The sequence below is a fragment of the Streptococcus alactolyticus genome, assembly GCF_012277075.1.
Lineage (GTDB): Bacteria > Bacillota > Bacilli > Lactobacillales > Streptococcaceae > Streptococcus > Streptococcus alactolyticus.
Genome location: NZ_JAAXMT010000011.1, coordinates 54985 through 80864, shown reverse-complemented (window position 1 = coordinate 80864; position 25880 = coordinate 54985). Strand labels below are relative to the sequence as shown.

The 25880-nt window shown below is 36.2% G+C and carries 31 protein-coding genes and 2 pseudogenes; 6 read left to right on the top strand and 27 right to left on the bottom strand.

The features are described 5' to 3' along the window. Positions 1-49: 49 nt before the first annotated feature. The 4 genes and pseudogenes from HFK82_RS07100 to HFK82_RS07085 all read right to left on the bottom strand — a co-directional run bounded on the left by HFK82_RS07100 (position 50) and on the right by HFK82_RS07085 (position 2524). Positions 50-235, bottom strand: coding sequence for a competence regulator inhibitor paratox (locus tag HFK82_RS07100; RefSeq protein WP_117567419.1), 186 nt, complete (start codon positions 233-235; stop codon positions 50-52). 365 nt (positions 236-600) lie between these two features. After that, complete coding sequence (gene lnu(C) / locus HFK82_RS07095; protein ID WP_002837187.1) at positions 601-1095, bottom strand: lincosamide nucleotidyltransferase Lnu(C); 495 nt, start codon at positions 1093-1095, stop codon at positions 601-603. A gap of 23 nt (positions 1096-1118) precedes the next feature. Next, positions 1119-1724: pseudogene (locus tag HFK82_RS07090) on the bottom strand (IS1595-like element ISSag10 family transposase); the annotation flags it as partial. Between the two features lie 515 nt (positions 1725-2239). Further along, positions 2240-2524 (bottom strand): tyrosine-type recombinase/integrase, encoded by a 285-nt coding sequence (locus HFK82_RS07085; RefSeq protein ID WP_336498473.1) that lies wholly within the window; start codon positions 2522-2524, stop codon positions 2240-2242. A 273-nt stretch (positions 2525-2797) separates the two neighbouring features. Between HFK82_RS07085 and HFK82_RS07080 the strand changes: the two genes are divergently transcribed. The 3 genes from HFK82_RS07080 to HFK82_RS07070 are packed head-to-tail and all read left to right on the top strand — an operon-like array spanning position 2798 to position 4965. After that, positions 2798-3103, top strand: coding sequence for a helix-turn-helix transcriptional regulator (locus HFK82_RS07080; RefSeq protein WP_168261276.1), 306 nt, complete (start codon positions 2798-2800; stop codon positions 3101-3103). A 31-nt stretch (positions 3104-3134) separates the two neighbouring features. Further along, positions 3135-3992: an EcoRI family type II restriction endonuclease gene (locus HFK82_RS07075; RefSeq protein ID WP_168261275.1), complete on the top strand. Its 858-nt coding sequence runs from the start codon at positions 3135-3137 to the stop codon at positions 3990-3992. Further along, on the top strand, positions 3979-4965 hold the full coding sequence (locus tag HFK82_RS07070) for an adenine-specific methyltransferase EcoRI family protein (protein WP_419579907.1): 987 nt from the start codon (positions 3979-3981) through the stop codon (positions 4963-4965). The genes HFK82_RS07075 and HFK82_RS07070 overlap by 14 nt, the downstream gene beginning before the upstream one ends. A gap of 190 nt (positions 4966-5155) precedes the next feature. On the opposite strand, the gene HFK82_RS07065 is transcribed toward HFK82_RS07070, so the two are convergent. The 11 genes from HFK82_RS07065 to HFK82_RS07015 all read right to left on the bottom strand — a co-directional run bounded on the left by HFK82_RS07065 (position 5156) and on the right by HFK82_RS07015 (position 11257). Further along, positions 5156-5308, bottom strand: a complete 153-nt coding sequence (locus tag HFK82_RS07065; RefSeq protein WP_168261273.1) for a hypothetical protein — start codon at positions 5306-5308, stop codon at positions 5156-5158. A 397-nt stretch (positions 5309-5705) separates the two neighbouring features. Continuing rightward, entirely contained in the window at positions 5706-6149 is a 444-nt protein-coding gene (locus tag HFK82_RS07060) for a hypothetical protein (protein ID WP_168261272.1), read from the bottom strand. A 1-nt stretch (position 6150) separates the two neighbouring features. Next, on the bottom strand, positions 6151-6375 hold the full coding sequence (locus tag HFK82_RS07055) for a hypothetical protein (protein WP_168261222.1): 225 nt from the start codon (positions 6373-6375) through the stop codon (positions 6151-6153). Between the two features lie 295 nt (positions 6376-6670). Continuing rightward, the gene (locus HFK82_RS07050; RefSeq protein ID WP_419579908.1) at positions 6671-8305 is read right to left on the bottom strand and encodes a phage/plasmid primase, P4 family; all 1635 of its coding nucleotides are present in this window, start codon (positions 8303-8305) and stop codon (positions 6671-6673) included. A gap of 25 nt (positions 8306-8330) precedes the next feature. Next, a complete protein-coding gene (locus HFK82_RS07045; protein WP_168261271.1) occupies positions 8331-9227 on the bottom strand; it encodes a primase alpha helix C-terminal domain-containing protein in 897 nt (298 codons plus the stop codon). Positions 9228-9242: 15 nt separating this feature from the next. Next, positions 9243-9509 (bottom strand): hypothetical protein, encoded by a 267-nt coding sequence (locus HFK82_RS07040; RefSeq protein WP_118100873.1) that lies wholly within the window; start codon positions 9507-9509, stop codon positions 9243-9245. 102 nt (positions 9510-9611) lie between these two features. Then, positions 9612-9770: a hypothetical protein gene (locus HFK82_RS07035; protein WP_168261270.1), complete on the bottom strand. Its 159-nt coding sequence runs from the start codon at positions 9768-9770 to the stop codon at positions 9612-9614. Between the two features lie 11 nt (positions 9771-9781). Further along, a complete protein-coding gene (locus HFK82_RS07030; protein WP_118100872.1) occupies positions 9782-9982 on the bottom strand; it encodes a hypothetical protein in 201 nt (66 codons plus the stop codon). Positions 9983-9995: 13 nt separating this feature from the next. Next, positions 9996-10193: a hypothetical protein gene (locus HFK82_RS07025; RefSeq protein ID WP_168261269.1), complete on the bottom strand. Its 198-nt coding sequence runs from the start codon at positions 10191-10193 to the stop codon at positions 9996-9998. 169 nt (positions 10194-10362) lie between these two features. After that, entirely contained in the window at positions 10363-11016 is a 654-nt protein-coding gene (locus HFK82_RS07020; protein ID WP_168261268.1) for a BRO-N domain-containing protein, read from the bottom strand. 52 nt (positions 11017-11068) lie between these two features. After that, positions 11069-11257, bottom strand: a complete 189-nt coding sequence (locus HFK82_RS07015; protein ID WP_168261267.1) for a helix-turn-helix domain-containing protein — start codon at positions 11255-11257, stop codon at positions 11069-11071. A 162-nt stretch (positions 11258-11419) separates the two neighbouring features. On the opposite strand from HFK82_RS07015, the gene HFK82_RS07010 reads away from it, so the two are divergent. Continuing rightward, positions 11420-12085, top strand: a complete 666-nt coding sequence (locus HFK82_RS07010; RefSeq protein WP_168261266.1) for a helix-turn-helix domain-containing protein — start codon at positions 11420-11422, stop codon at positions 12083-12085. Between the two features lie 105 nt (positions 12086-12190). Further along, on the top strand, positions 12191-13357 hold the full coding sequence (locus HFK82_RS07005) for a tyrosine-type recombinase/integrase (RefSeq protein WP_168261265.1): 1167 nt from the start codon (positions 12191-12193) through the stop codon (positions 13355-13357). A 202-nt stretch (positions 13358-13559) separates the two neighbouring features. On the opposite strand, the gene HFK82_RS07000 is transcribed toward HFK82_RS07005, so the two are convergent. The 9 genes from HFK82_RS07000 to HFK82_RS06960 form a co-directional block, all read right to left on the bottom strand. Beyond that, positions 13560-14780, bottom strand: coding sequence for a cell division protein FtsQ/DivIB (locus HFK82_RS07000; protein WP_168261264.1), 1221 nt, complete (start codon positions 14778-14780; stop codon positions 13560-13562). Next, complete coding sequence (locus HFK82_RS06995) at positions 14781-15857, bottom strand: UDP-N-acetylglucosamine--N-acetylmuramyl-(pentapeptide) pyrophosphoryl-undecaprenol N-acetylglucosamine transferase (RefSeq protein ID WP_154454455.1); 1077 nt, start codon at positions 15855-15857, stop codon at positions 14781-14783. Further along, on the bottom strand, positions 15850-17214 hold the full coding sequence (gene murD, locus HFK82_RS06990; RefSeq protein ID WP_168261263.1) for a UDP-N-acetylmuramoyl-L-alanine--D-glutamate ligase: 1365 nt from the start codon (positions 17212-17214) through the stop codon (positions 15850-15852). The genes HFK82_RS06995 and murD overlap by 8 nt, the downstream gene beginning before the upstream one ends. Before the next feature lie 101 nt (positions 17215-17315). Further along, entirely contained in the window at positions 17316-17588 is a 273-nt protein-coding gene (locus tag HFK82_RS06985) for a DUF3165 family protein (protein WP_168261262.1), read from the bottom strand. 55 nt (positions 17589-17643) lie between these two features. Continuing rightward, positions 17644-19485 carry a translational GTPase TypA gene (gene typA / locus HFK82_RS06980; protein ID WP_154454458.1) on the bottom strand — a complete coding sequence of 614 codons (1842 nt, stop codon included), beginning with the start codon at positions 19483-19485 and terminating at the stop codon, positions 17644-17646. A 325-nt stretch (positions 19486-19810) separates the two neighbouring features. Then, complete coding sequence (locus tag HFK82_RS06975; RefSeq protein ID WP_001291561.1) at positions 19811-21028, bottom strand: tyrosine-type recombinase/integrase; 1218 nt, start codon at positions 21026-21028, stop codon at positions 19811-19813. A gap of 81 nt (positions 21029-21109) precedes the next feature. Then, positions 21110-21313, bottom strand: coding sequence for an excisionase (locus HFK82_RS06970; RefSeq protein ID WP_000814511.1), 204 nt, complete (start codon positions 21311-21313; stop codon positions 21110-21112). Between the two features lie 460 nt (positions 21314-21773). Further along, positions 21774-22004 (bottom strand): helix-turn-helix domain-containing protein, encoded by a 231-nt coding sequence (locus HFK82_RS06965; RefSeq protein ID WP_000857133.1) that lies wholly within the window; start codon positions 22002-22004, stop codon positions 21774-21776. Beyond that, positions 22001-22423 carry a sigma-70 family RNA polymerase sigma factor gene (locus tag HFK82_RS06960; protein ID WP_000804885.1) on the bottom strand — a complete coding sequence of 141 codons (423 nt, stop codon included), beginning with the start codon at positions 22421-22423 and terminating at the stop codon, positions 22001-22003. Before HFK82_RS06960 ends, HFK82_RS06965 begins: the two co-directional genes overlap by 4 nt. 504 nt (positions 22424-22927) lie before the next feature. Between HFK82_RS06960 and HFK82_RS06955 the strand changes: the two genes are divergently transcribed. After that, entirely contained in the window at positions 22928-23281 is a 354-nt protein-coding gene (locus HFK82_RS06955; protein ID WP_001227347.1) for a helix-turn-helix transcriptional regulator, read from the top strand. 59 nt (positions 23282-23340) lie between these two features. On the opposite strand, the gene HFK82_RS06950 is transcribed toward HFK82_RS06955, so the two are convergent. The 3 genes and pseudogenes from HFK82_RS06950 to HFK82_RS09320 all read right to left on the bottom strand — a co-directional run. Beyond that, a complete protein-coding gene (locus HFK82_RS06950; RefSeq protein WP_000336323.1) occupies positions 23341-23508 on the bottom strand; it encodes a cysteine-rich KTR domain-containing protein in 168 nt (55 codons plus the stop codon). Between the two features lie 118 nt (positions 23509-23626). Next, a complete protein-coding gene (gene tet(M), locus HFK82_RS06945) occupies positions 23627-25546 on the bottom strand; it encodes a tetracycline resistance ribosomal protection protein Tet(M) (RefSeq protein ID WP_043029018.1) in 1920 nt (639 codons plus the stop codon). A 15-nt stretch (positions 25547-25561) separates the two neighbouring features. Continuing rightward, positions 25562-25609 (bottom strand): annotated as a pseudogene (locus HFK82_RS09320) (hypothetical protein); the annotation flags it as partial. Positions 25610-25880: the final 271 nt, after the last annotated feature.

Sequence of the window (25880 nt, the reverse complement as noted above, 5' to 3'; positions counted from 1 at the left end):
CAAACGGGTGCTTTTATGATATAGTGAAAATGTTCGGGCTGTTTTTGTGTTACCATTCTTTTAGCTCTTCCAAAACGTCTGCTACCTTTTCAATGGTGACAACCTCATGGGGCTTTACTGGTTCATTAGGGAGAACATAATCAAATACTATCCCATTTTTTCTAACAATCTGAACAGTATCTCCCTTTATAAAACCACGTTCGATTGCCTCTTTAAATTCATCATAATATAACATAACGATACCTCCTTACTTATCTATTCGTAAAAGAAACAGAAAAAGTACTACTTTTTACTACATTCAGCGCCTTATATTAATCATTTCAATAACCGCTTATGCTATAATAGTAGTGTACTTAGATAGATATATTGTGATTTTCTTCCGTGGTTTATTCCACGGCTTTTTATTTGCATAAAAAAAGGTATCCATGTTCTTATTGTAGCACTGTAAGCGATTGTGGTATAATATGAATAAGTTTTTTATGTGTGTTGTCCTGCTTGCCCGAGCAGGCTTTTTTATTTGGCTATGTCACAACAAACAGTTGATAAATAGCCATTTTTATAGGGGAGTATCAGAACTCCCCTACAAACTGTTATTTGCAGTTATCTATACTCATTTGGAATTTCGATATGAAATGTCTCACACAATAACTTCACATCATGTGCATCATTTTCATCAAACTCGTATCCCAGATGGAACATTACTTGACTATATGGTTCAATACAGGAAACCTCTATTTCCTCAATTCTTCCTTTACCCGAAAAAGTTTCTACCGGAAAACAATCCCCATCATAAAGAATTTCACCTTCGTCCGTATATTCAAAACAATGCAAATCAATAATTCTGTTTTTCAAATCTTCCCATACAGTATGGTTCAATGTTGTATATTCCATCTTAATCTCATAAAAGCCATTAGCTTTCATTATTTCTATAAAGTTCTGATAATCGTTCTTTTCTACAAAAATGTCAATATCATTATGGGCTCTTGACTGATATCCAAGAAGAGCATCTACACCCCAGCCACCATCAAGAAAGACTTTAATCTCCGCATCTATTGCAAATTGAAGAATCTGTTTTACATCTGTTATATTGACCATCTTATCATCTCCACAAATTCTAATTAGGCGACCAGAGGAACTGCTGGTCTGTTTGATAAATCTCTGCATTTAGCAGTTTTCAATGTTGCCAAAACAAAAGTTAAGAAGATGTTCCTTTTCTCCATGTCGCTTTCTTTGGCGTAATTTACAAGGTTATTCCACACAAGATAGTTGTTCAGATACTTGGTAGAAACACCGTTAAAGCCACGCATAAACCTCTTTAGCTGGCTATGGTAGCTATTGATATGTTGGATATTATAAATGCCTTTCTTGGCTTTGCCAGTCTTTAACTGCACAAGGTCAATGCCATTGGCATTTGTAAATCTCACATGGGAGTTCATCTTGTCCGTAACAAGAGTGGAATTGGTCTTAATCCTACCATCATAAATATGATGTAAATCTCTTGTAGAAACTCTACCAGTATTCGTAATCTTGGAGATAGACAAGCCATTCCTATTAACCGCACAAGGAACACATACCTTTTCTTGGGACAAGCCTCTGATATGTGTAGAATGACCACGCTTATGAGCCTTGCGTGGCATAGCAAATGTCTTACTCTTGCTATGATTGCCCTTGTACGAGATGGCGAAAAAAGTTTCGTCAGCCTCAATAATGCCGTCAAGAATAATTGGAAAATGGAGAAACACCCACGTCTCAAGTATACCAAAAAGCAATATCAGTAGCAATCTAAAAGCGGAACAGATAGAAAGTTAACTGGTAAATAAAATATAATCAAAATAAGGCTTTTCAAGGTTACATGACACCCCTTTAAATTCTTAAAAAATGGTGCGTGATACAAGACAACACCTTGCCGTGGCTCTCCGTGTTAGTAAACAGGGGGGGCGGGGTCTTTTAGTGATAGCCTAAAATCAAATATACGCCCCGTTTACCCACGTTACCACCTTATCTAATACCATAAATACCCCAAGAATTTAAACACGCTTATAGGGACAAATACAGGCGTTTAAACACGTTCAGAAATTTAAAAAGGGAAAATCATGCACGGAAAAGGGCGGCGTTGTTTTCCCCGAACGATTACCCACCCCGTTTTAGAAATAGTGGGAAAATAAGAAAAAAACCTTTAAAATAAGGCTTTTGAGTTAGGTTTCTATCTTTTGGTAGCTATTTGGGTAGCCAAAGAGATTTAATCGATAAAATCACTTGATATGAGATTGAGTTTATCTGTTAATTCGGAATCGGCATTTGGGTATAGATGGCTATAAATACTAAGTGTAGTTTTGACATCAGAATGACCTAATCGTCTTTGAATATATAGGGCATTTACATTGTACTCATTAATGAGTAATGATGCGTGGGAGTGTCTCAGACCTTTTGGTTGAATGTATTTAACCCCAGCACGCTTAGCGTATTTTATAATCTGGTCTCTAATACTACGTTTACAATATGGATTTCCATCAAGTGATAGAATGAATGAGTATTGCTAATATTATTATCTTTTATTGTGTAATGTGTAGTTGTCATAGTATTCTCAATCTAGCCATATTTCGCTTCTTATGGACTTTGTATTACCATTTTGGTATAATTGTGTTGGTTTTAAACGAAAGCCTCAGAACGCTTTGCAGAGCTTTCTGGGGTGTTTTTGCATATTCATAAGCTAACTAGTATTGCCTATTTTGTATGCTTTGCTTCAATATAACCTTTTTTGGTTATAAGCCAATATAAAAGCGAAAGGAATTTTAAAATGTTAAAAGACAATATAAAAAAAGCCCGACTAGATGCAGGACTTACTCAAATAGAAGTTGCTAATAAGTTAGGTGTAGCTCAAGCTCAATATGCTAGGTGGGAAAACGGAGGAAGAAATCCAAAAGATGAAACTGTAGAAAAATTGGCTAAAATCTTCGATACATCTTTTGAGATGCTAAAAGGACGTGATGATGGATTAGAAGAAATTGTTAGTTTATTGAGGGAATATAAACTAACGGAAGAACAAAAATGTTCACTTTTGATTACAATAAAAAATGAATTGAATAACAAAAATATAAAATAGTGTTTTATTTTGAGAAAGAGGTTTTAAGAATATGGCGGTAAGAGGACAAATTGAACGTTTGACAAAACAACATAAACTTTCTGAAGGTGTTTTAGGAATCTTTAATTCTGTATCAAAAGAACATGATATAAATGTAGGAACAGTAGCTAAAGCCACAATGCAATATTTGGTTGAACAGTATCCTTATTTAAAGTTTAGACATAGGCCTAGTATTTCAAAGAAAGAAATTAATGATTCATTAAAGAAGATAGATGATGAGCTAGGGCAAACATTGTTTGTTAACAATTCTAGAATTAAACCAGACGGTGGGATTATCGAAGTTGAAGATGATAACAAGAATTGGAGAATAGTTTTAGTTACTGAAGCAAAGCACCAAGGAAATGACATTGAAAATATTAAAAGTGGTATTTTAGTTGGGAAAAATAATAACCAAGATTTAATGGTTGCTGGCAATGCAATTGAACGTTCACATAAGAATATTGATGAAATTGCAAATTATATGTTGTCAGAGAACTATTTTCCATATGTAATCTTTTTAGAGGGTTCAAACTTCATTACAGAAACGATAGAAATAACTAGACCAGATGGCAGAAAAGTTAAATTAGAATACAAATCAGGTTCTCTAAATCGGTTGGATAGGCTAACAGCTGCTAATTATGGTATGCCTTTTAATAAAAACCTATGTGAGAACAAATTTGTATCAATTGATGATAGGTTAATAATGTTACAAGCAGCTTCAATGTATACAACTGGCAATGGGGAAGTATGGGAAGCAGGAGACATGCTAAACATTATGATTGATATTGCAGAAACCTCAATAGAATGTTTAGCTAGAGATATTTTCAAACAACTTACTGGAAAGAACGATGTGGAAGATGAGAAAGAATGATTTTTTAAGAAAAGCTAAAAAAGGAAAGAATGATGAATTTTATACTCAATTAGAAGATATTGAAAAAGAACTAATACATTATAAAGTTCATTTTAAAAATAAGGTTGTGTATTGCAATTGTGATGACCCAATAACAAGTAATTTCTATAAGTATTTTGCTATTAACTTTAAAAAGTTAGGTTTAAAAAAACTTATTGCTTCTTGTTATGTTGAACAAGAATTTAATTTGTTCAATTTAGATAATGAAATAAAAAGAGGCTATTATTACGAGTATTCTGGAAAGAAAGATGAAGTTATTTTTCCAACGAGTGATACGGTAAAGTACTTTGATGGTGACGGTGATTTTCGTAGTGAAGAAAGTATAGAATTATTAACTGAATCAGATATTGTGGTAACTAATCCACCCTTTTCACTTTTTCGTGAGTTCCTCTCACAACTTGTAGAATACAATAAACAATTTTTGATTATTGGGAATATTAATGCTATTACATATAAAGAAACATTCAAACTAATAGGTGAAAATAGAATTTGGATGGGAATAAATATGGGAAGGGGTATCTCTGGTTTTATAGTACCAGAACATTATGAACTTTACGGTACAGAAACTAAAGTAAATGAGAATGGAGAGAAAATAGTCTCACCTAATAATTGTTTGTGGCTCACGAATTTAGATAATTCCAAACGACATGAAGATATCCCATTAACTAAAACATACCAGAAAGACAAGCATTTATATCAGCATTATGATAATTACAATGGAATTAATGTAAATAGGACAGTTGATATCCCCTCTGATTACTCTGGAGTCATGGGCGTACCAATTACATTTTTACACAAATATAATCCTGAACAATTTGAAATTGTAGGTTTTCGAAAAGGTGATGATGGTAGAGACTTATCAGTAAACGGAAAGAATCCTTACTTTAGAATATTGATAAAACATAAGAGATTATCTCCCGAAACACTGGATTAGTATTTGGTTTGGTATCTTTTTGGTAGCTAAACAGACAAAAGTTATCATTTTTCTAAAATGATATATTACGAGAATGTTGATTTATCAGCATTCTTTTTAATTTCAAATCAATTATCGGAATAAATTCTTGGGGGTGTTTGCTGGCTCTGTAAGGCACACAAAAAGGAAGTAAGTTGCCTTACTCCCCTTGTTAAACTATTCCACCTAATTCTAACAACGTTTCATGGTCTGCCTTGTTTAGTTCTTCCCAACTCATAGCCATAAGACAATAATAACGTGCGTTCAATCTCAACTCCTCTTTTTGGCTATACTCTAAAAATTCTTTATATTCTTTTTCTGTCATTTCTCTTTCCTTTCTTGTGTTTTGTCATACACTTCATACACTTGTTTTTGATTTCTTTATTTTAATATAGCCTTATCCGTTAATATTACTATTTTTATTTTTTTGTTTTATATACTCTAAAATAGACTGTATGAAGTGTATGAAACCCTTGATATGACTGGGCTATTTTGTCATACACTTTGAAACAGTAGTGTATGAAGTGTATGCAAATGAAAGTCTATTTTCTTATGTTATTGTTAATATATCCGAACAATACGATACCTCGATAAAAAAATAAGGGGTATTTTTGAACGATTATACACCCGTTATAAGCCTCCCTATGGCTGTTTCTCGGAGTTCGCTCGCTGTTTGGTGTGATTACCGATACATGCTTACTTTGTCGCTCTCTGCTGACTGTTTACTGTATCCTACTGTATCTTACTGTATCCAAACAAAAGAATGAAAAGGCAACACTTGGTAGCACTGGTTTAAAGTCGCTAACCAACTGACTAACTCTGTTCATGTCTGCTTGTTGCATTGCTCTATCAATCATGTTGTTAAAATGTTTCTCTAAACAGTCAGTGAACAACTGTAGTCTGTCATCTGTTGGGAACTTCTTATCATAGTGTAATGCTGTTCTTGCTACCATGTTCCACACCTTGAAACGTGTATTTATGTTTCTGTGTAACATGTATAAGTTAACTGTGTTATCCTCATTCATTACCCTATTACCAATCTCTAACAGTTTTGTATGGTCTGCCTTATTTAAATCTTCCCACTCCATACCCATAAACTGATAGCGCCTAGCCTCATAGCGTGTCAGTTCTTTCTCACAATAGCTAATATATTCTTTTTCATTCATATTAGTTTACCTCCTCATAAATAACCATGATTGATAGCTGTACACTCATATCCTCATAGGTGCCATAAGTAGCCTCTTGATATTTAATATCAACTACTTTCTTATCGGCTATAAACTCGTTTACTCTGTTTTCTATCTCCTCATTAGTTTCTTGTCTGTATTTAGTCATACCATTACTGTAGTAGCTATCAAAAACTAACTCACGGTTGAATAGTTTGATTTTCATCTGTTTTTTGTCCTTTCTGTTTTATCTGTTTCTTAGTATTTTTGGTACACTTAGTACACTTGAAAAACACCCGTACTATAAAATAAACGTTGATATATCAAGGGGTTTGCACAGTTAGTACGGATATGACACTTTTTTTCAAAAAGTTTTTCCCGCATACTTTTTTTATTTTTTTATTTTTTTATGTATCAATATTATTACTGTACTAAGTGTACTAAGTGTACAAAAGTATTGATATTAAAGGTTTTATATTTTTGTATACTGTACTAAACCCGTACTAAACCCGTACCAAAAATTAAACTCTTTCATATCCCCGCTCTGGTTTGGCTTTATTTTGGCTCTTTTCATGCTCTCTACCGTTGTAATACTCCCCAAAATGCCAAGGGTTGAAAACTAAGTTAGGGTTAAAATCTTTGTAAAACCTCTTCTCTTTTGGGATAGTTACTTTTTTAGGTCTAAAGGACTTAGGTAACAATGGCTTTAACTGTTTATGTAAAGAGACTTCGTTTAGAAAGTATTTACTGTTTTGGTGTTGCTTGCAATAAGCTTTAAAGCATTCAAAAACATATCCGTTAGGTACATACTTGCATTGAATAACGTCATCATTGAAAAATCTGTCTACAAAGTCCGCTACGGGGTTCATTTCTTTGTATTCTTCGTTAAGAAAATCAATTGACCTTTGAGGTTCAATGTCTTTAAACGGTGTTTCAATGGCAAGCTTAACAAGGTATTCTAACACTTCGGGGCGATTAATATAGTCATTCTTAATTCTCTTATCTGGTTTCCCTTTTAGTTCGCTAAATGACAACACTCTAAAACGTCTATCAATGGCGTTTTTATCTGCGTTCATTCTCGGAAAACCATTAGATGACTGAACAACAGTCATTTTTAAGCGTGTGGTATATGGTCTTTTTCCTTTATCCTCTATCCTAATCGGGTCACCTGTTGCAAGACTGAACACAATAGAAGTATCTTTTATAATCACGTCTTTTTGAACGTCATCACCAATAACTACAGACTTACCAATAAGAATAGAAGTATCAAAGCGCCCATTCTTTTCATCAATTTTATAACTAGCTATGTTTTCAGCACCCACTAAATTCTCTAGCAAAGTTTGAAATGTTCCTTTACCTGTTCCACCTACTCCATGCAACCAAAAAATATTGTCTAAGGTCTTGCCTGTAACTGTAGCACGGATGATTTGAATGGCTAACTCATAACTTTCTTTATCATGGTTAAAAAGTCCTTTAAGCCATTCTGTGGGTTTCCAACCATTGATAGTTGGTTCTACTGCGTTGGGATTGTATTCTGTTTTAACTTTTCGGGTTGCGATAACGTTAGGGTTAAACGGTTGAAATTCGCCCGTTTGATTGTTGTAAAGTTCACTACCGATAACAACAGAGTTACTTTGCTTATCTCTCAAAGGGACACTGTGAGAGATTTTATAAAGCGTATCAATAGCTTGTCTTTCTGTAATATTCGGATAAATAGTTACCATTAAATCTTGCAATAACTCGTTATCCTCTGAATAAATACCGCTGTCGGGGTCATAGAAATATAACGGCGCTTTTTGTCCTTTTCCCTCGGGTCTAATTCGTACAAAACGGATATATTTTCTTAAAAAAATTGAACATTGTAAGGGCGTTTTGGGGCTTGCTTTGCTTTTAACCTTTTCTGCGTGCTCCACTGCTTTACCCTCTACTAATTGGCGCTCGAGGTCTGCGTTAAGGTCATCATCTTTTATCTTAGATAGTTTACTTAAAGCCTTGGGGCTTTTCATGTAAGCATTGTAAGCCTCTTTATAGGCGTTTTCTTTTTGTTTTTCTATAATGTTCCTAAACTGACCTCGGATATTTTTAAACGTTAGTAAGTAGCCCTCACTATCAAAAGGTGATTGCTCTTCTTTAATTTCTTCTTCCAATTTTGCAATGTCTAACACTTATAATAATTCCTCCTTAAAGTCTGTTGGTTAATTCTTTTTTAGCGATACTCTTAAAAGTATTATCTAATTCTTCCTCTGGTAACGGTTCGGGTGTATTATTGTTCGCCATTACAGTTAACTGATAAGCTGTGGCAATATCAAAGTTAACGTAACGATTGAATAACATACCAACAAAGCTAGCACATGCATTGTTGCGCCCGCCCTCTTCGCCAAAGCCATTAAATAGTGTTTCAATAATTTTTACAGTTAAGCTTTTTCGCTCGTTAGGAGAACGGATACTATAACCCTTTGTGGTTGTCTGCTTGATTGTGGTAAGTTTGCTCCCCTCGTACTTTGGTACGGGATAATCTTTCCCACGGTGTACAGTCTTAACATATTCATGACGTTTCCCAACTGTCACGGGTAAGCCTTGCAATTGCGACCACGTAAGGGAGGCGGTATCGTATTCTAAACCAATCTTGTCGGCTATTTCAGTAACCACTGCCTTATAAGTCTCTTTATCCATTGGTTTGCTAGGCTTTACCACTAATCTAAAACGTGGTTTTTCCTCTGTGTGTTTGATTGTCGGATAAATGATATAAGAGTAGTCACCTATTGCCCGTTCAACAGTAGCCTTAAATTCTTCGCTTGTTATGGTGATATTGTCATAATCTAAGAAAATCAAGTCCCTGTAAATCAGATTGCTATCATTACGTCTGTACGTGCCTTTTTTATCTTTCTTGACCTTACCAGAAATACAGTAAGGCGCTTTAGTTTTCTTGTACTCCTCTATATCCATTTCCTCGGGAACTTCCAAAGCTGGGAACTCTTTAACAAACTCAAATGGTTCAGCGCTTAACTTATTGTTTTGTTCACCATCGTATAAATACAGCAGTCCGTTAGTAACTCCCTTTGCCTCATATATACTCATTCCTCTCCCCCATTTCTAGCGTACAGTTAAAAAATTAATCACGTCTGACACTCTGAAATATTGTTTTTTACTACTCTCAAAGGGTGGCTGATAGACTTTTAGTCCCTTTTTAACCCAACTTGTAAGTGTTGCTCCCGTTATGTCTAATTCTTTTTTTAGTTCTCTAGCACTCATTAAGCCCGTCTGTTTTTGTAGCCGTCTTTCTAGTTCTAACTTCTTTTTGGAAAGTTCGTCTACACGATCTAATAAGCCTTGTTCAAATTCTGTTGAAAATGTTCCCATATCATACCCCCATTTTTAGAATTTGTCGGATAACCCAATTCAAACGGTCATGCGCTACCGCTAACTTTATTTTAGTGCCTTGAATATTGATAACGATATCTGTCATGGCAATATTTCTCCTTTCTCTAACTTGGCAATCTGATTTTTTGCCCATGCTTTCCTATCTTCTTGCCGTTCCAAGTGTTTGAACTCTTCTAATTCGGCAAACGTTACACGTTCATTGATAAGGTCAGCTATTTTATTTAATTCTTTATCTGTCATTGTCTGCCTCCTTAATTGTAATATCGTCCCTGTGATTGAATATAAGCCCCATATCGTTCTTTTACATGGTTGTCTGTCTTAACGTTCTGTGTCTGCTTTTCTTCCTCATTTCTTGGCGGTTCGTACCTTATCAGTAGAATAATAACAATTGATAAAATAGCCATGATAAGCAACTCCGCCCATACTGGTAAATTGATTTCTTGGTAAATCATTATTCTGCCTCCTCTAATCTAAATGTAAATCAATAGTGTTAACAATTTTGATAGTCTTGCCCTCGCTCGCAAGGATATCCAATTCCCACTCAGAAAACTTTTTACCATTCCAAAACTTATCTCTATTAGGTGTTGTTAGCATGTAATAACACTTAAATTGACCCGTGTTGTTATAGTCATAATCGTTCACTTTTTCAAATAACAGTTTCATAAAAAACCTCCTAAACATTGATATAACGCTGTTTCTATGCTATAATATAAGCATAGAAGATAACACCAAAACCCTTATAGCCTGCCCGCTGTAGTGTTTTGTTTTATCTAATATTTTTAAAGTTCACTTTCTTGGCTTGAGTTCGTTCCTCAGGCTTTTTTTGTTGCTCTTATAACTGAACTTGCGATAATGTATCACGGATGACACTGTATTCCATGTTCAGCTCAATTAGTGGGATAATCGCTTTTTCATAAGCTTGATATTTTGCTAGTTCTACGCTTGTTAAGCAATCAAGCCCCGTTTTGCCACCTCTATCCTCAATCAGCTTTTTCTTATTCTTACCCGTTGATAGTTTTAGAAGTAAGTTGCTTACAATAGAATAACCATGGGGTGGTCTAGGAGCGTTGTCCCATTTACTGATAGCTTCGTTCAATGTTTTGTGTGTTGGTTTCTCCAATGCTCGTTGAAAACGAAAATTAGCGTTTTCTTTCTCTAATTCTTCGATATAGTCATATATCCAAGCTCTGAATGCTTTTCCTTTTTCAGTTCGGGACAACATACCAATTTCAAAGATACCTCGTTTATTGAACAAACGTGTTTCTTGGGCACCCCCCAAGCTGTGGGGTACCTTTGCAATAACTGAATATTCGTCATTTCTTAAATAGGAGTTACGTTCTAACATTCTTTCAATACCCTTACGGTTTTTATAACCAAACCCTTGGGCTAGCTGTTCGATAGTAACTAAGATTGCTCTATCTTTGTTCAAATAGAAGTCAATTTTAATCTCTCCGAACTCCCCTTTTTCTCGTTTAATAATTTCCATAAATTTCTCCTTTATTGTAATTTTGAACATTAGGGATTTTTTGTCGTTTTTTCTACAAATCCTCAATAAGCCAATTCATAACACTTTCATAGATACGCTTAGGGGCGTCATAGTTGCCTTTTTCGATTTTGACTAGGGTGCTACGGGCAATATTTAAATTTTCAGCTAATTGGCTTTTAGAAAATCCGTTATCAACTCGTTTATGACGTACTAAGCTAGATGCCTTTTCAGAAATAAGCATATTAAACCTCCTTTTTTATTTTACTCTCAATTTGAAAGTAAAATTATTATATTCTTTCGTTTTGAAAAAGTCAAATACTTTTTCTTTCATTTTGAAAATATTTTTTTGATTTTATGCTCAAACATGTTATAATCAAAAATATAAAAATAGGAGCATTCTCACATGGGAAATAGACTAAAAGAATTACGAAAAACAAAAGGTTTAACACTAGATGAACTAAGCAAAGAACTAAAGAAAAAACATGGGGTATTACTTTCTACTGGGCAATTATCTTCTTACGAGAATGGCAAACGTTCGCCGAGAGAAGAAAATACTTGGAGAATAATCGCCGAATACTTTAAAGTTCCTATCTCTTATTTACTAGGTTATGATGATAATTTAACTATTGGTGACGCCGTAGAAATTCTAGAAGCCGTTTATGCTGGGGATATTCCCTCTAATGATGAAATAGTTAAAAAAATAATTGCTCAGCAAAAAAAAACAGGTAAAGAAGCACGAGAAATAGTTAAAAAAATAAACGCTTTAAGGTTTAAAAGAGGTCAAGAAATAGCCCAACAAGCCTATGAAAAATATAAAGATTTTGACTTGGTATCTAATATTAAGGTTCTTACTGTGCTTTTAGAAAATTGTGATAACATTTATACAAATATAATCCGTTATGTTTCGCCTAGACTTGTTCAAAATGAACTTACAGAAACAGAACTTAAGTCATTGAATACTTTTATCAGTCTTTTAGAAGAACACGGCAAAGAATTTAAAGATACTGCCGATTCATTTAGTAAACGACTTAACGCCGATCTAAAAACCACCCCAACCGATAACGATTAGGGCGAATAATATATATTTAAAGCCATGCTATTTTGAATGGTTCTAAAACCTCAAACTCTAAAACCCTTATAGCCTGCCTGCTGTAGTTAAGAGAAGAGGTTACAAATGGCAGAAATTAAGAAAATCACAAAGAAAAACGGTACAACCGTGTACCGTACTAATATCTATTTAGGTATTGATAAAGCAACGGGTAAACAAGCTCGTACCACGATCACTGCTACTACTAAAAAAGCTATTAAAATAAAAACCCGTGAGGCGATGAATAAATTCGCTCATAACGGATATACCGTTAAAAAGAAAGTAAATGTAAAAACATATAGCGAACTTGTTTTCCTTTGGTGGGATAGTTACAAAAATACAGTTAAGCCAAATACAAAAAAAGCTGTTAAAAGCTATCTAGACGCCCATCTATTGCCCGCTTTTGGTGAATATAGACTAGATAAACTAACAACGCCCATTATTCAAAAACAAGTGAATAAATGGGCGAACAAAGCCAATAGACAAAGTAAGAACGCTTTTGACTCTTATCATAAATTAGTTGGCTTAAATAAGCGTATCTTAAAATATGGCGTTAGTTTGCAACTGTTGGAGCATAACCCCGCAACTGACGTTATTGTTCCCCGTAAAAAACAAGAAAAGAAAACTGAAATTAAGTTTTTAGACAAACAAGAATTAAAACAGTTTTTAAATTACTTAGATACACTTGATCAATCAAAATACAAAAATCTGTTTAACATTGTCTTATATAAAACGCTTTTGGCTACTGGGTTGCGTATCGGGGAGGCTATGGCGCTTGAATGGTCTGATATTGACTTAGATAATGGTGTTATTGACGTTAACAAGACACTAAACAACAGAATTGAAATAAACAGCCCTAAATCTATGGCAAGTTATAGACAAATTTCAATTGATAAAGCTACTATACTCATGCTTAAACAATATAAAAACCGACAACATGTTAAAGCGTGGGAACTTGGTCGGTCTGAAAAAGTCGTCTTTTCAAATTTCACTGATAAATACATTGACCCTAACAACATTAGGAACCAATTATATAAACACTTTAAAAACGCTGGTGTGCCTAATGTACGTTTCCATGGTCTACGCCATACACACGCCACTTTAATGTTAAATGCTGGTATGTCTCCAAAAGACTTGCAACACCGTCTAGGTCATAGCAATATCACAATGACGCTCAACATTTACGTTCATGCAACCGAGGAGGGAGCAAAACAAGGCGGAAACATTTTTGAGATGGCTATCAATAATTTATAAAAAAAGGGTAGCCCTTAATCGGGTTACCCTAATTTTTGGTATAAATCGTAACAAAAATCGTAACAAATTTTATAAGTACTTTTTTTTAAAATCTCTCAAATGCTTTAATATCAACGTTTACAAGCATTTAAAATTAATGTATTAAGTTTCTGTTATAGAAACTTCAATTTCGTTTTTTCGCTTTAACAACACGGATTTGGAATCATTGTTGAGTACTTGACGTATCACTAACTGCGTCTGTTTCGGTGCTGGTAGCTGATGCCTCTTGACTCACTTCTGACTGACTTTCTGTGTCGTTAGATTCTGTCAATTCCGTTGATTCATCTGTGCTTTTCGTTTGTGACTCGTCCGCGTTAGCTTCATTTTGCGCTTTTTCTTTTTCGGCAGCAGCTTCTGACTCAATGGTTGACGTGGTTGTGTAAATACCAACTTCCATATCCACAATACTATTTTCCGTCAAGTTTTGCTTGATTTTATCGTAATATGGCAATTTTTCATCCAATTCTGATAGCGGAACACGCACCGTATTGCCATCGTGCATTTCCAAATTCAGCAAATCTGAAGTTGTTGACGAATCAGCCGAGCTCACAATTTGAATTTGTTGCACCAAACTCTTGTCTAATTTTGAGAAAGCTTTGATGAGTTGCTCAATTTCTTTTTCAGATGATAAATTGATGGTTAAGAAATTGTCTGGCAAATCCTGCGAGCTAACAACTCCCAAACGTGTGCCATTTTCAAGAATTGGCTGATAACCATCGTCTGTCTGTGCATAAGCCACAATGTTGTATTCTTTAATCTTAATCGTGAATTTATTAGGAAAATGATAGGTCATTTTCGCTTCCCTGATGAGCTTATCATTCTTTAAGATATTGTGCATATAAGATGACCTATTCAAAATCAAGGAAAAGAAATAATCTGAACTGCTGATGCCAGACGCCGACAAGACATCTTCTTGAGTGGCTCTATTGCCACCTTCGACAGTAATCACTTTCTTTTTGCTTAAGGGCGATACCAAGAAAATCGAAATCGCCAACACAAGAACAGCACCCAAAAGAACAGGAAGAGCGTGCCTGATTGCTTTTTGAAGGGGTGAGCGTTCTTTTTTTTCTTTGGGCTTTTTCACCTTTTTAGGTTTGGGTTGGTCTGATTCCACTATTTCTGAGAATTCAGAGGATTCCTTTTTCTTGTCACTTGCCTTATCGGCTACTTTTTCCTTAGAATCCTTGTCCTCATCATCTTCAGCTTGCTTTTGGCTAGCAGCGTAAGGATTGCGTTCCAAACGCATCTTTTCTTGCTGCTTTTTTTTCTCCAACTCTTCAGCTTCTTTTTTCTTCAAAAACTCAATATTGCGTTTTTGCCATTCGGTTAATTCTTCTTGTGGTTTTGTGTCTTGTTGTTTGTCTTGCTCTTTCTCTTTTGCCATTTAAATTCCTTTTGCGGTTTTAGAAATGTCAGCCATCATCAGATGGTAAAATTCATCCTGTGATTTCAACTCATTGGATTCTTTCATCTGTTTTTTGTACTGTGCTTCATCCGTAAAGAGCTGGTTCAATTCATCTTGCAAGTTTTCCAAGGTCAAACGGTCTTCTGCTAATTGACGCGCGTAGCCTTTTTTCTCAAAATAAGCCGCATTTTCCAATTGGTCACCTCGGCTAGCCTCCTTGCCTAGTGGCACAATCAAGTGCAATTTTTGCATAGCCACCAGTTCAAAAATAGTGTTAGAACCCCCACGCGTTACCACAACATCTGCCAAATCCATCAAAGGCTGATACAAATCCGTCACATAATCCACTCGGTAAAGATTTTGGCTCAATTCATTCAACGATTTGTCGCCAGAAATGTTGATGACGTTGTAGTGCTGGGTCAATTCAGGTGTGTTACTTACAAAATCATTGAAAACACGCGCCCCAGCTGAACCACCAATAAAGAGAATAGTTTTTAATTTAGGGTCAAAGTGGCTCTTGATAGCGTCGATTTTACTCGTGTCATAAGGCACTTTATTGCCAACCTTAGTGATAGCTCCAACGTGTTTGGCTTTGGTTAGGCTTTCAGGTTGCTCAAACGTCGTGTACATAGTTGTCGCGAAGCGGTAAGCAATTTTATTGGCAAGTCCCATGGACAAATCTGACTCGTGGACAAAGACTGGAACGCCTAGTGGTTTTGTCGCAATAACGGGCGGTACTGAAACAAAGCCTCCCTTTGAAAACAAAACTTGCGGTTTAAGGCGTGCCATAATGGCAAAAGATTGCAAAACGCCGTAAGAAACCTTAAACACATCTAACATATTTTGCCATGAAAAATAGCGTCGCAATTTCCCAGTAGCTATTGAATGAAAGGTCACATCCAAGCCAGATTGAGTGATTTGTTCGTACTCAATACCATGCTTATCCCCAATGTAATGCACTTCCCAACCATCTTCGATGAATTTTGGAATGAGAATGAGATTCAAGGTCACATGACCAACCGTTCCACCGCCGGTAAACACAATTTTTTTAGGCATTGTTACTCTCCTTAAGGGCTTCAAAAGTCGCTATAAATTCGTCACCACGGACTTCAAAGTTTTTGTACATATCCCAACTAGCATTGGCTGGACTCAACAAAACAACGTCGCCAGCTTCCGCATTACTAAAGGCAATTCGAGTCGCATCCGCAACGTCTGTGGCATCCAGATAAGGCACCTTAGCCTTGTCAGCTGCTCGTTTGACACGCGGTGCAGATTCACCAAGAATCACCATCAATTTCACACCAGTAATATCAGGAACCAACTCATCAAATTCATTGCCTCGGTCCAAACCACCAGCAATCAAAATCACTTTGGCATTATCAAAACCAGAAAGGGCTTTTTGAGTGGCTAGAATGTTAGTTGATTTGGAATCATTGTAAAAACGGACACCATCCACTTCACCAAGGGCTTGCAAGCGGTGTTTTACCCCACCAAAATGAGCCAAGGTTTCCTTAATGGCTTCATTGGAAATTCCTGATAATTTAGCCACAACGATGGTTGCCAAAGCATTTTCAACATTGTGTGTTCCAGGCACACCAATTTCTGAGGCTTTCATGATAGCTTCCTCTTTAAAATACAAGGTATTGCCGTCAAGATAAGCACCGTCAACCTTTTCAATTGTTGAAAATGGTACCACTTGTGCTGCTGTTTTTTGTGCTAATTCTTTTGCCAAATCTTGGTTGAAATTAAGCACCACAAAATCATCTGCCGTCATGTGTTTTTGAATGTTCCATTTGGCAGCAACATAATTATCAAAAGTACCGTGGTAATCAATATGCGTTGGCATTAAATTAGTAATAACAGCAATGTGTGGATGGAAGGTGCGTGTTCCCATCAATTGGAAAGATGACAATTCCATAACCAAGGTGTCTTTGTCAGTCGCCGTTTGGGCAACTTCTGAAGCAGGAAATCCGATATTTCCTGAAAGAAGCCCTGATTTGCCACCGTTATTAAGGGTTTCAGCAATCATGGTTGTTGTCGTTGTCTTACCATTTGACCCTGTGATACCAATAATTGGCGCATCTGAAATCATGTAAGCCAACTCAACTTCTGTGATGACTGGGATGCCTTTTTCAAGAGCTTTCACCACCATAGGATTATCGTAACGGATACCAGGATTTTTAACCATCCATTCAAAATTTTCATCCAATAATTCCAAAGGGTGGCTACCACAAATCACCTTGATTCCTTCTTCTAACAAGGCTTGTGCAGAAGGGTTTTCATCAAAAGGTTTGCTATCATTAACGGTCACGATAGCCCCAAGTTTATCCAACAACTTAGCTGCAGCTTCCCCTGATTTGGCCAAGCCAAGTACCAATACCTTTTTGTTTTTAAATGTTTCTATTTTTTTCATCGTTTATCCATTCTAACCTTACAAATATAGTAATATTCTACATTTATTTAAACGCTTTTTCAATCATTCTAGTGCCGTCACTAAAAAAGATTGAGCAAAACTCAATCTCCTTTATTTGGATGTTCACTTTTTTCTGCCCTAGCTGGTAATTGATAGACATCACGAATGGCGAAAAATCCAAAGATCGCCATGGTAAATCCCAACAAAATTTCTGGTGGCGATTGAAGGATTTTGATAAAACTCATAAATGCCAGCACAATTAAGAGAGCCATGGCACCCACCAAGCCAATGGTGTTCAATGTATTACGAATGCTTGTAGGGGCCATAAAAAAGTAATAAGAAACGATTAAAATCGCAACAATAAGGTAAAACATGCTGACCCCCTCTTCACATCGCACGATTGGTCTTTAGCTTCGCACGTTTAAAGCATTACTCTGCAGATTTTTTCTTTTTCGCAGCCTTAGCACGCATATTTTTATCAAGGATTTGTTTGCGTAGGCGAATAGATTCTGGAGTAACTTCCATGTATTCATCATCGTTCAAGAATTCAAGTGATTCTTCAAGCGTCAAAATACGTGGGGTTTTGATAACAGCCGTTTGGTCTTTCGTTGCTGAACGAACGTTGGTCATTTGTTTTGCTTTCGTGATATTAACAGTCAAGTCATTTTCACGTGAATTTTCACCAATAATCATTCCTTCGTAAACTTCTGTACCAGGGTTAACGAAGATAGTACCACGTTCTTCAACAGACATGATAGAGTATGTTGTTGCTTTACCAGTATCGATAGATACCAAGGCACCACGGTGACGTCCGCCGATTTCAGCGTTAATCACTGGCATGTATTGGTCAAAGGTATGGTTCATGATACCATAACCACGAGTCATTGATAAGAATTCAGTTGGGTAACCAATCAAACCACGAGCTGGCGCAAGGAAAATCAAGCGTGTTTGACCATTTCCAGTTGATTGCATATCCAACATTTCACCTTTACGTTCTGACAAGGATTGGATAACCGCACCTTGGTATTCTTCAGGTGTATCGATTTGAACGCGTTCGAATGGTTCCATTTTCACACCATCAATTTCTTTGATGATAACTTCTGGACGTGATACTTGAAGTTCGTATCCTTCACGACGCATAGTTTCAATCAAGATTGACAAGTGCAATTCACCACGACCTGAAACAGTCCATTTATCTGGAGAATCTGTTGGTTCAACGCGCAATGAAACGTCTGTTTGCAATTCAGCAAGCAAACGTTCTTCTACTTTACGAGAAGTAACGTATTTTCCTTCACGACCTGCAAATGGTGAGTTATTTGCCAAGAAAGTCATTTGAAGGGTTGGTTCGTCAATGTGAAGAATTGGAAGAGGTTCAACGCAATCTGTTGGTGTGATGGTTTCCCCAACGAAGATGTCTTCCATACCAGAAATGGCAATCAAGTCACCTGCTTTTGCTTCCTTGATTTCACGGCGTTCAAGTCCAAAGAAACCAAATAGTTTTGTTACACGGAAGTTTTTCGTTGTACCGTCCAATTTTGAAAGGGTTACTTGGTCACCCACTTTAACCGTACCGCGGAAGATACGACCGATACCAATACGTCCAACGAAGTCATTGTAGTCAAGAAGTGACACTTGGAATTGAAGGGGCTCATCTGAGTTATCCACAGGTGCTGGGATATGGTCGATGATGGTATCAAAGATTGGTGCCATTGTGTGTTCTTGGTCAGCTGGGTCATCAGAAAGTGATGATGTTCCATTGATAGCTGAAGCGTACACAACTGGGAATTCCAATTGGTCGTCGTCTGCACCAAGTTCGATGAAAAGTTCAAGTACTTCGTCCACAACTTCAGCTGGACGAGCAGATGGTTTATCAATTTTGTTAACAACCACGATTGGTGTCAAGTTTTGCTCAAGGGCTTTTTTCAACACAAAACGTGTTTGTGGCATTGTTCCTTCGTAGGCATCCACAACAAGCACAACACCATCAACCATTTTCATGATACGTTCTACTTCACCACCGAAGTCCGCGTGTCCTGGTGTGTCCATGATGTTGATACGAACGCCGTTGTAAGCAACCGCCGTATTTTTAGCCAAAATGGTAATACCGCGTTCTTTTTCAAGGTCGTTTGAGTCCATCGCACGTTCTTGCAACTCTTTACGTTCGTCAAGTGTGTGTGATTGTTTCAATAATTCATCAACAAGGGTTGTTTTCCCGTGGTCAACGTGGGCGATAATCGCCACATTACGAATATCTTCTCTTAATTTAGTCATGATTCCTCGATTTTTTTCATTTATTCTAACTTTTGAATTATACCACAAATCCTTTGAAAAAACAGCGTCAAAAGAATTGTAAATGTTTTCAAATATAGAGCACTTTTAAGACATCGCTTTCCCAAAAATAGCTCACACTCTTTTTGTCAAGAAACAAAGTATAAATTTCTAATTATCTTTTTATATTTTCTTAAATGCTCGTAAAGCCTTATTCTATGTGCTTTCGAGTATTTTTACTGTAGGAAGATACTTCACGTTTCTTTGCATATTTCCTCATGTCTTAGCTGTCAGAAGTGGTAAATAAGTAGTAAATTCATTTGTACTACTAAGCAACAAGACGCTCCTGTTGCTTCTCTTTATTCAAGCGTTTCATTTCTGCCATTGCAGAATCGAATGTTGCATGTGCGTAATAGTTCAGCGTCATGGCTATATTAGCATGTCCCATAATGTACTGTAATGCCTTTGGATTCATTCCTGCATTTGCATAGTTGGTACAGAATGTATGTCGCAAACTATGTGGAGTGATGTGTGGCAATTTATCCTCGTTATACTTATTGTATTTCTTAACAAGACCTTTCATCATGCCGTTGTAATCACTTGCCACTTTTGGATAGTTCTTTCTATTAAGAAAGAGGAAATCACTATATCCATCAATCTCAACACGCTTATCATTCTTTCGATTCGCTAACACTCGCTTAAATGCTTGATAGGCTTCTTCAACCATAGGAACTTGACGTTCGCCACTTTTGGTCTTTGGTGTTTCAATGTAGTACCCAATTTCAGTATCTCTCAATAGCTGATGGTCTATATTGACAAGACGATTCTCAAAATCTAAATCTGGAAGTGTCAAACCACCAAACTCTGAAATACGAAGACCTGTTTTTAAGAGTATCAGAATTTCATCATAATTTTTGCTGTAGGTTTTATCAGCTTTTGCAAAGGCTAACAGTTTTTCTTCCTGTTCTTCTGTTAGTACGGTCTTAGGGACAGTATCATCATCAAGAACTGCTTTCAGTTGAAAGTCAAATGGATTCTTCCGAACACAATCATCTTGTATAGCAATATAGAATGAAGCCTTTAAAGAACGTTTGTAGTTATTGATGGTTTGATAAGCATAACCATTTTCACTCATTCTAATAGCCCATTCTTTAGCGTCTGATGGCTTAATACTGTCAATACTTCTTACACCTAACTTGTCTTTCTTCAAAATATCCATAAGATATTTGCGTCCAGTTTCAGTGTTTTTTCTAACCTTTGGTCTTTGAGCGTTCTGTTTTGCGTAAAGCTGGCAGAGTGTCATTTTCTTTCCTACAACATCAATACCATCATGAATGTCTTTCTGTAACTCTGCGATTTTCTCTCTAAGTGAGATACAATCACGCTTTCCTGCTGGTACTCGGTCTGTAGCCACAAGTTTCCACGAGTAAACAAATTGCGGTTCTCCAAATGAATCTATATATTTGTATAAGTATCTTCCGTCTTTTCGTTGGCTCTCTCCAGTCTTTAAGATTCGACCTTTATTGTCACGTCTTTTTTCTGACATGGCATTTGCTCCTTTCCTTTATGGAAAGAGCCTTGATACGACTTAATACTATTTTATCATATACAAGACCCTTTGGCGACGCTAGATTGCGTCCAATGTATCTATAATTTTTTCAAATTGTTTTCGTTTAATCTGAATACGATTGCCATTCATAATCAGCCAATTTGCATTTTTATTTTCCTCTGCCAAGCGTCGTAGCTTGTTTTCGCCAATACGAAAATATTTTGACGCTTCTTCAATGGTTAGGGTATAACGTTCCCAAATAGGAATGTCAGTCTGCTTCATAAAATCCTCCTTTCCAAATCACTTATTTGGATTTCATAAAAGTTGTTTTACCAGCAATCGAACAGCTTTAGCAAAGCTCACGGGAGTTCCACCCCTGCATGGTTCTCATGTAGCCATACTCATTGCCTGCGACGGTTTTATCACGCTCGGACTATTGACTGTATGGGAGTATCATTATCACGATAAGAATGTCGTTGCAGGCAATCCTGCTAAAGATTGCTTCTCGGATCACTAACATGAATCGCTCGCTATCTTTATAAGATAGGTCATGGCGGTTAGTTCCGTTGGCTCTTTTCTTATCGAAACGTATTCGATTACTTTTATTCAGTTTTCAAAGAACAATGGCTCGTTAGCCTATCAAAACACATTGAAAGCTCAATATGCTTTGGTGGAATAACAAACCTCCCTGTTCGGGAAGCGTGGAATGGTTTAGCACGCTTCCACGAAAGGAGAGAGGATATTACTTAATTTCAAATGACAAAATCTTTGTAATCAGTCTGGTTTCCATTCTTCCACGTAAGACTTCATCAACGACCATACTTTGATTGCCATATTCATCTTTCATAAGTCGTAGGGAACGCTTCGTTATGTACCCTCTGTAATGATGTAGAATCTGGTTAATCGCTTCGGTATCGCCATCTGTTGCCTTTACAATGAGAGGAAAGGGAATCATAGGATATTGTGTTTTCATTCTTCAAATTCCTCCATAAACTTTTTAATTAAGGCTAGTCCACTGGTTCTATGCCGATAGACAGTAGAACGGTTCAATTTCAACAGGTCTGCAATTTCTGAATCGCTCATGTCCATAAAGTAAAACAGCAGTAGAATTTCACGTTTCTTGTCTGGCAACTCACGTAATGCTTCACTCAACAAATCATTTTCAACGCCTACTGATAACCCATTGAGTGTAAAAATCTGAAAGTCAGTTGAATAGTTATCTGTTGTCGCAAACTGGCTAACAAGATAATCGCCAACATCCGAAAAGGACACCTCACGCTTTGCAATCCTTGAAAGATAAAGCATATAATTCTTTCGCTCGTCTTCCATAGCACGTTTACAGATATAGTCAAACTGATTTTCTATTGTGGTCTGAAAAGAAGATGGTTTCATGTTTCTCACCCCCTTTCTGTCTAGGAAAGGAAGTGAGCCTTGCTCGTTTATCTCCTTTCACTCTTAGTCCCAATGTGAAAGGGGGATTTGTTGCATTACTGATAAATAAACTTTGTAAAAAAGTTCTGAATAGCCAAAAAAGCATATAAACAGATTTATTTCTCTGTTTACATGCTTCTGTTATTCTATCTATATGATTTATAAAACCACATTGGTGGACGTACTTATCTATTGCAGATAGACGACTTTTTTTGACAAGAACCCAATGTAAGGAAATTTATTGTATATGATGTACTTCATGGCGACGTTGACCTCCAACAAACCGCCATTTGGAAGTAATATACAATATTTTAACAGCGTAAATAGCACTACCATATAACGGTTTTTTTTATTGGCGTTTAGTAGTGCTTTTTATTAAATATAAACCTATAAACCATATAACACGTTTTTCTATACCTGTTTTTAATTCAGTAGGAACAATAAAATGTATAGAGGTGGTCTACTATGCGTAAAAAAGAAGATAAATATGATTTTAGAGCCTTTGGTTTAGCCATTAAAGAAGCTCGATTGAAACGAGGTTTAACTCGTGAACAAGTGGGAGCATTGATTGAAATTGACCCACGGTACTTAACTAATATTGAAAATAAAGGGCAACACCCCAGCATACAAGTTCTTTATGACCTTGTATCGTTACTTCATGTTTCCGTTGATGAATTTTTCTTACCTGCTAATAACTTGGTAAAAAGCACCCGACGATTACAGATAGAGAAATACATGGATAGCTTTACAGACAAAGAACTATCCTTAATGGAATCTTTAGCCAGCGGTATCAACGAAGCAAGAAACATCGAAGACTAATTAAAAGAATCCATACATAACGGAAAGAGCCGATAAAATGAGATTGTATTAATCTCATTTTATCGGCTCTGCGTCTTTGCGTCTGGCTCTGTAATCACAGTTACTTTGAACTGCTTTATTTCAATTAAATTTTCTTGTCTGCATTTCGGACAATAGAGGGGGAATTTTTTTAATTCAGTATCTTCCCTTATCTTTAATCGTGTTTTATTTCCACATACAGGACACAATATCCACTTGTAGTTTATAATAACTATCTCCTCCTTTACACTTTAATTCAAATCTTTATTAAAAAATATTTCATCTTATTTAACAAGAAACCATATTTATATAACAACATAAAATACACTAAGTTATTTTATTGAACATATATCGTACTTTATCTATCCGACTATTTGGACGACGGGGCTGGCAAACAGGTTCACCGGTAGTAACATGGTACCCTTTTAACTCTGTTAAACAAACACTACGTCCATTTGTAAAGAAAGTTAAATCACTACGATATTCTTGAATACACCGAGCAGGGATTTCTCCACTAAGAATGACCTCATTATTTTTCAATTGAGTGTCTACGATGTTCGCACAATATTTAGGAGCATCGTTGTATGCTCGTGAAAGATATTCCTGTGGCGCATAAATTTTAAAACTAAGATATGGCTCTAACAATTCTGTTCCAGCTTTTTTTAAGACTTGTTCCAATACAATAGGAGCAAGCATCCGAAAATCTGCTGGGGTACTAACAGGGCTATAGTATAAGCCATACTTAAAACAGATTTTACAGTCCGTCACATTCCAACCATACAATCCTTGTTCACAGCCATAGCGTATCCCTTCCATAACTGCATTTTGAAATGATTGATTTAAGTATCCAAGAGAAACCGAGCTCTCATACTGCATTCCACTTCCCAACGGAAGCGGTGATACAGATAAACCAATGGAAGCCCAGAAAGGATTTGGCGGCACTTCGATGTGAATGGTATATTCTGCATTTTTTAACGGTCTCTCCATATAAATGACTGTAGGCTCTTTTAGTTCTATCTCCACATGATACTTTTCTTGCAACAGTGCACTAATCACTTCCATTTGTACTTTCCCTAAGAAAGAAAGTATAATTTCATGTGTCGTAGAATCCACGTAATATCGTAGAAGCGGATCACTATCTGAGATTTCCAAAAGGGCATCAAGCAACATTTCTCTCTGTTCAGGTTTACTCGGTTCAACAGTTGTTTGTAGTAGAGGGTGCGGATTTTCAATCTTTTTTCTCTGTGGCAATAGTTTTGTATCTCCAAGAACACTATTTAACTTCAAAAACTCATTTTGCAAAATAACAATTTCTCCAGAATAAGCTCTATCAATCTTACATAATTCACCATTTATTGAAGTATACATTTCTGTAATTTTTATTTTTTCCTTTTCCGATATTCTAACCGAATCTCGCAAATGCAGTACGCCACTATAAAGACGTATATATGCAAGACGCTGTCTTTTTTCCGAATACTCAATTTTGAAAACTTTTCCGCAAAGTTCAGACTGACCTCGATGTGTTGATGAATAAAATTTATTCGTAATCACTTCTATAAGGTTATCAATCCCTATATTGTTTTTTGCACTTCCGTGATAAACAGGGAACAGAGAACAATTCTGAAATCTTATGCTTTCCTCTTGTTCGAGTTCCAATGCTTCTAATGATTTACCGGACATATATTTCTCTAAAAGGTCATCGTTTCCCTCTATTACCGTATCCCATTGTTCAGATTCGGTAAAGTTCGTCACACACATATTAGGATACAGTTCTACCTTCTGTTTGATTACAATTTCGGCAGAAAGTTTCTCTTTAATATCCTGATAAACCGTTGATAAATCAATTCCATTTTGGTCAATCTTATTGATAAAAAAGATTGTGGGAATCCCCATTTTCCTAAGTGCATGAAATAATATACGAGTTTGTGCTTGTACGCCATCTTTTGCAGAAATCAGTAGAATTGCCCCATCTAAAACTGATAATGAACGATATACTTCTGCTAAGAAATCCATATGTCCTGGCGTGTCTATGATGTTCACCTTCGTATTTTCCCACTGAAAAGAGGTTATTCCTGTCTGAATTGTAATTCCTCTCTGACGTTCTAAAAGCGTATTATCCGTCCTCGTTGTACCTTTGTCCACGCTTCCTAATTCTGTAATCGCTCCACTGTTATATAATAAGCTTTCTGTTAAGGTAGTTTTTCCTGCATCAACATGAGCTAAAATTCCAATATTAATAATTTTCATGTGATTTTCCTCCATTCAAAAACCCAAAAGGGCATAAAAATCCCAGTGATAAATACTCTTATCACTGGGATTTTTATGCATAACCATAGGCATACAAAGCATACAGATATTCTCCGGATACTTTAGAATCACATGATAAAGGTATTCTTAAACTGGGTACAAAAAACTAAGCCCTCCTAAAAAAGGACATCCAATTATTTGTTCCCACTATCAAATTGACAGTTTATTTAAGAATACCTTGCCGCATATTTATTAACTCCTTTTAAATAGATACTTAAATAATAGCACGTAAGAGCATATTTGTAAAGGAATCTCCAATTTTTTATCAAAGAGA

Coding starts and splice junctions, on each gene's coding strand:
- HFK82_RS07100 (WP_117567419.1), bottom strand. CDS start 235: ATGTTATATTATGATGAATTTAAAGAGGCAATCGAACGTGGTTTTATA.
- HFK82_RS07080 (WP_168261276.1), top strand. CDS start 2,798: ATGTTAAAAGACAATATAAAAAAAGCCCGACTAGATGCAGGACTTACT.
- HFK82_RS07075 (WP_168261275.1), top strand. CDS start 3,135: ATGGCGGTAAGAGGACAAATTGAACGTTTGACAAAACAACATAAACTT.
- HFK82_RS07070 (WP_419579907.1), top strand. CDS start 3,979: ATGAGAAAGAATGATTTTTTAAGAAAAGCTAAAAAAGGAAAGAATGAT.
- HFK82_RS07065 (WP_168261273.1), bottom strand. CDS start 5,308: ATGACAGAAAAAGAATATAAAGAATTTTTAGAGTATAGCCAAAAAGAG.
- HFK82_RS07060 (WP_168261272.1), bottom strand. CDS start 6,149: ATGAATGAAAAAGAATATATTAGCTATTGTGAGAAAGAACTGACACGC.
- HFK82_RS07055 (WP_168261222.1), bottom strand. CDS start 6,375: ATGAAAATCAAACTATTCAACCGTGAGTTAGTTTTTGATAGCTACTAC.
- HFK82_RS07045 (WP_168261271.1), bottom strand. CDS start 9,227: ATGAGTATATATGAGGCAAAGGGAGTTACTAACGGACTGCTGTATTTA.
- HFK82_RS07040 (WP_118100873.1), bottom strand. CDS start 9,509: ATGGGAACATTTTCAACAGAATTTGAACAAGGCTTATTAGATCGTGTA.
- HFK82_RS07035 (WP_168261270.1), bottom strand. CDS start 9,770: ATGACAGATAAAGAATTAAATAAAATAGCTGACCTTATCAATGAACGT.
- HFK82_RS07030 (WP_118100872.1), bottom strand. CDS start 9,982: ATGATTTACCAAGAAATCAATTTACCAGTATGGGCGGAGTTGCTTATC.
- HFK82_RS07025 (WP_168261269.1), bottom strand. CDS start 10,193: ATGAAACTGTTATTTGAAAAAGTGAACGATTATGACTATAACAACACG.
- HFK82_RS07020 (WP_168261268.1), bottom strand. CDS start 11,016: ATGGAAATTATTAAACGAGAAAAAGGGGAGTTCGGAGAGATTAAAATT.
- HFK82_RS07015 (WP_168261267.1), bottom strand. CDS start 11,257: ATGCTTATTTCTGAAAAGGCATCTAGCTTAGTACGTCATAAACGAGTT.
- HFK82_RS07010 (WP_168261266.1), top strand. CDS start 11,420: ATGGGAAATAGACTAAAAGAATTACGAAAAACAAAAGGTTTAACACTA.
- HFK82_RS07005 (WP_168261265.1), top strand. CDS start 12,191: ATGGCAGAAATTAAGAAAATCACAAAGAAAAACGGTACAACCGTGTAC.
- HFK82_RS07000 (WP_168261264.1), bottom strand. CDS start 14,780: ATGGCAAAAGAGAAAGAGCAAGACAAACAACAAGACACAAAACCACAA.
- HFK82_RS06995 (WP_154454455.1), bottom strand. CDS start 15,857: ATGCCTAAAAAAATTGTGTTTACCGGCGGTGGAACGGTTGGTCATGTG.
- murD (WP_168261263.1), bottom strand. CDS start 17,214: ATGAAAAAAATAGAAACATTTAAAAACAAAAAGGTATTGGTACTTGGC.
- HFK82_RS06985 (WP_168261262.1), bottom strand. CDS start 17,588: ATGTTTTACCTTATTGTTGCGATTTTAATCGTTTCTTATTACTTTTTT.
- typA (WP_154454458.1), bottom strand. CDS start 19,485: ATGACTAAATTAAGAGAAGATATTCGTAATGTGGCGATTATCGCCCAC.
- HFK82_RS06975 (WP_001291561.1), bottom strand. CDS start 21,028: ATGTCAGAAAAAAGACGTGACAATAAAGGTCGAATCTTAAAGACTGGA.
- HFK82_RS06970 (WP_000814511.1), bottom strand. CDS start 21,313: ATGAAGCAGACTGACATTCCTATTTGGGAACGTTATACCCTAACCATT.
- HFK82_RS06965 (WP_000857133.1), bottom strand. CDS start 22,004: ATGAAAACACAATATCCTATGATTCCCTTTCCTCTCATTGTAAAGGCA.
- HFK82_RS06960 (WP_000804885.1), bottom strand. CDS start 22,423: ATGAAACCATCTTCTTTTCAGACCACAATAGAAAATCAGTTTGACTAT.
- HFK82_RS06955 (WP_001227347.1), top strand. CDS start 22,928: ATGCGTAAAAAAGAAGATAAATATGATTTTAGAGCCTTTGGTTTAGCC.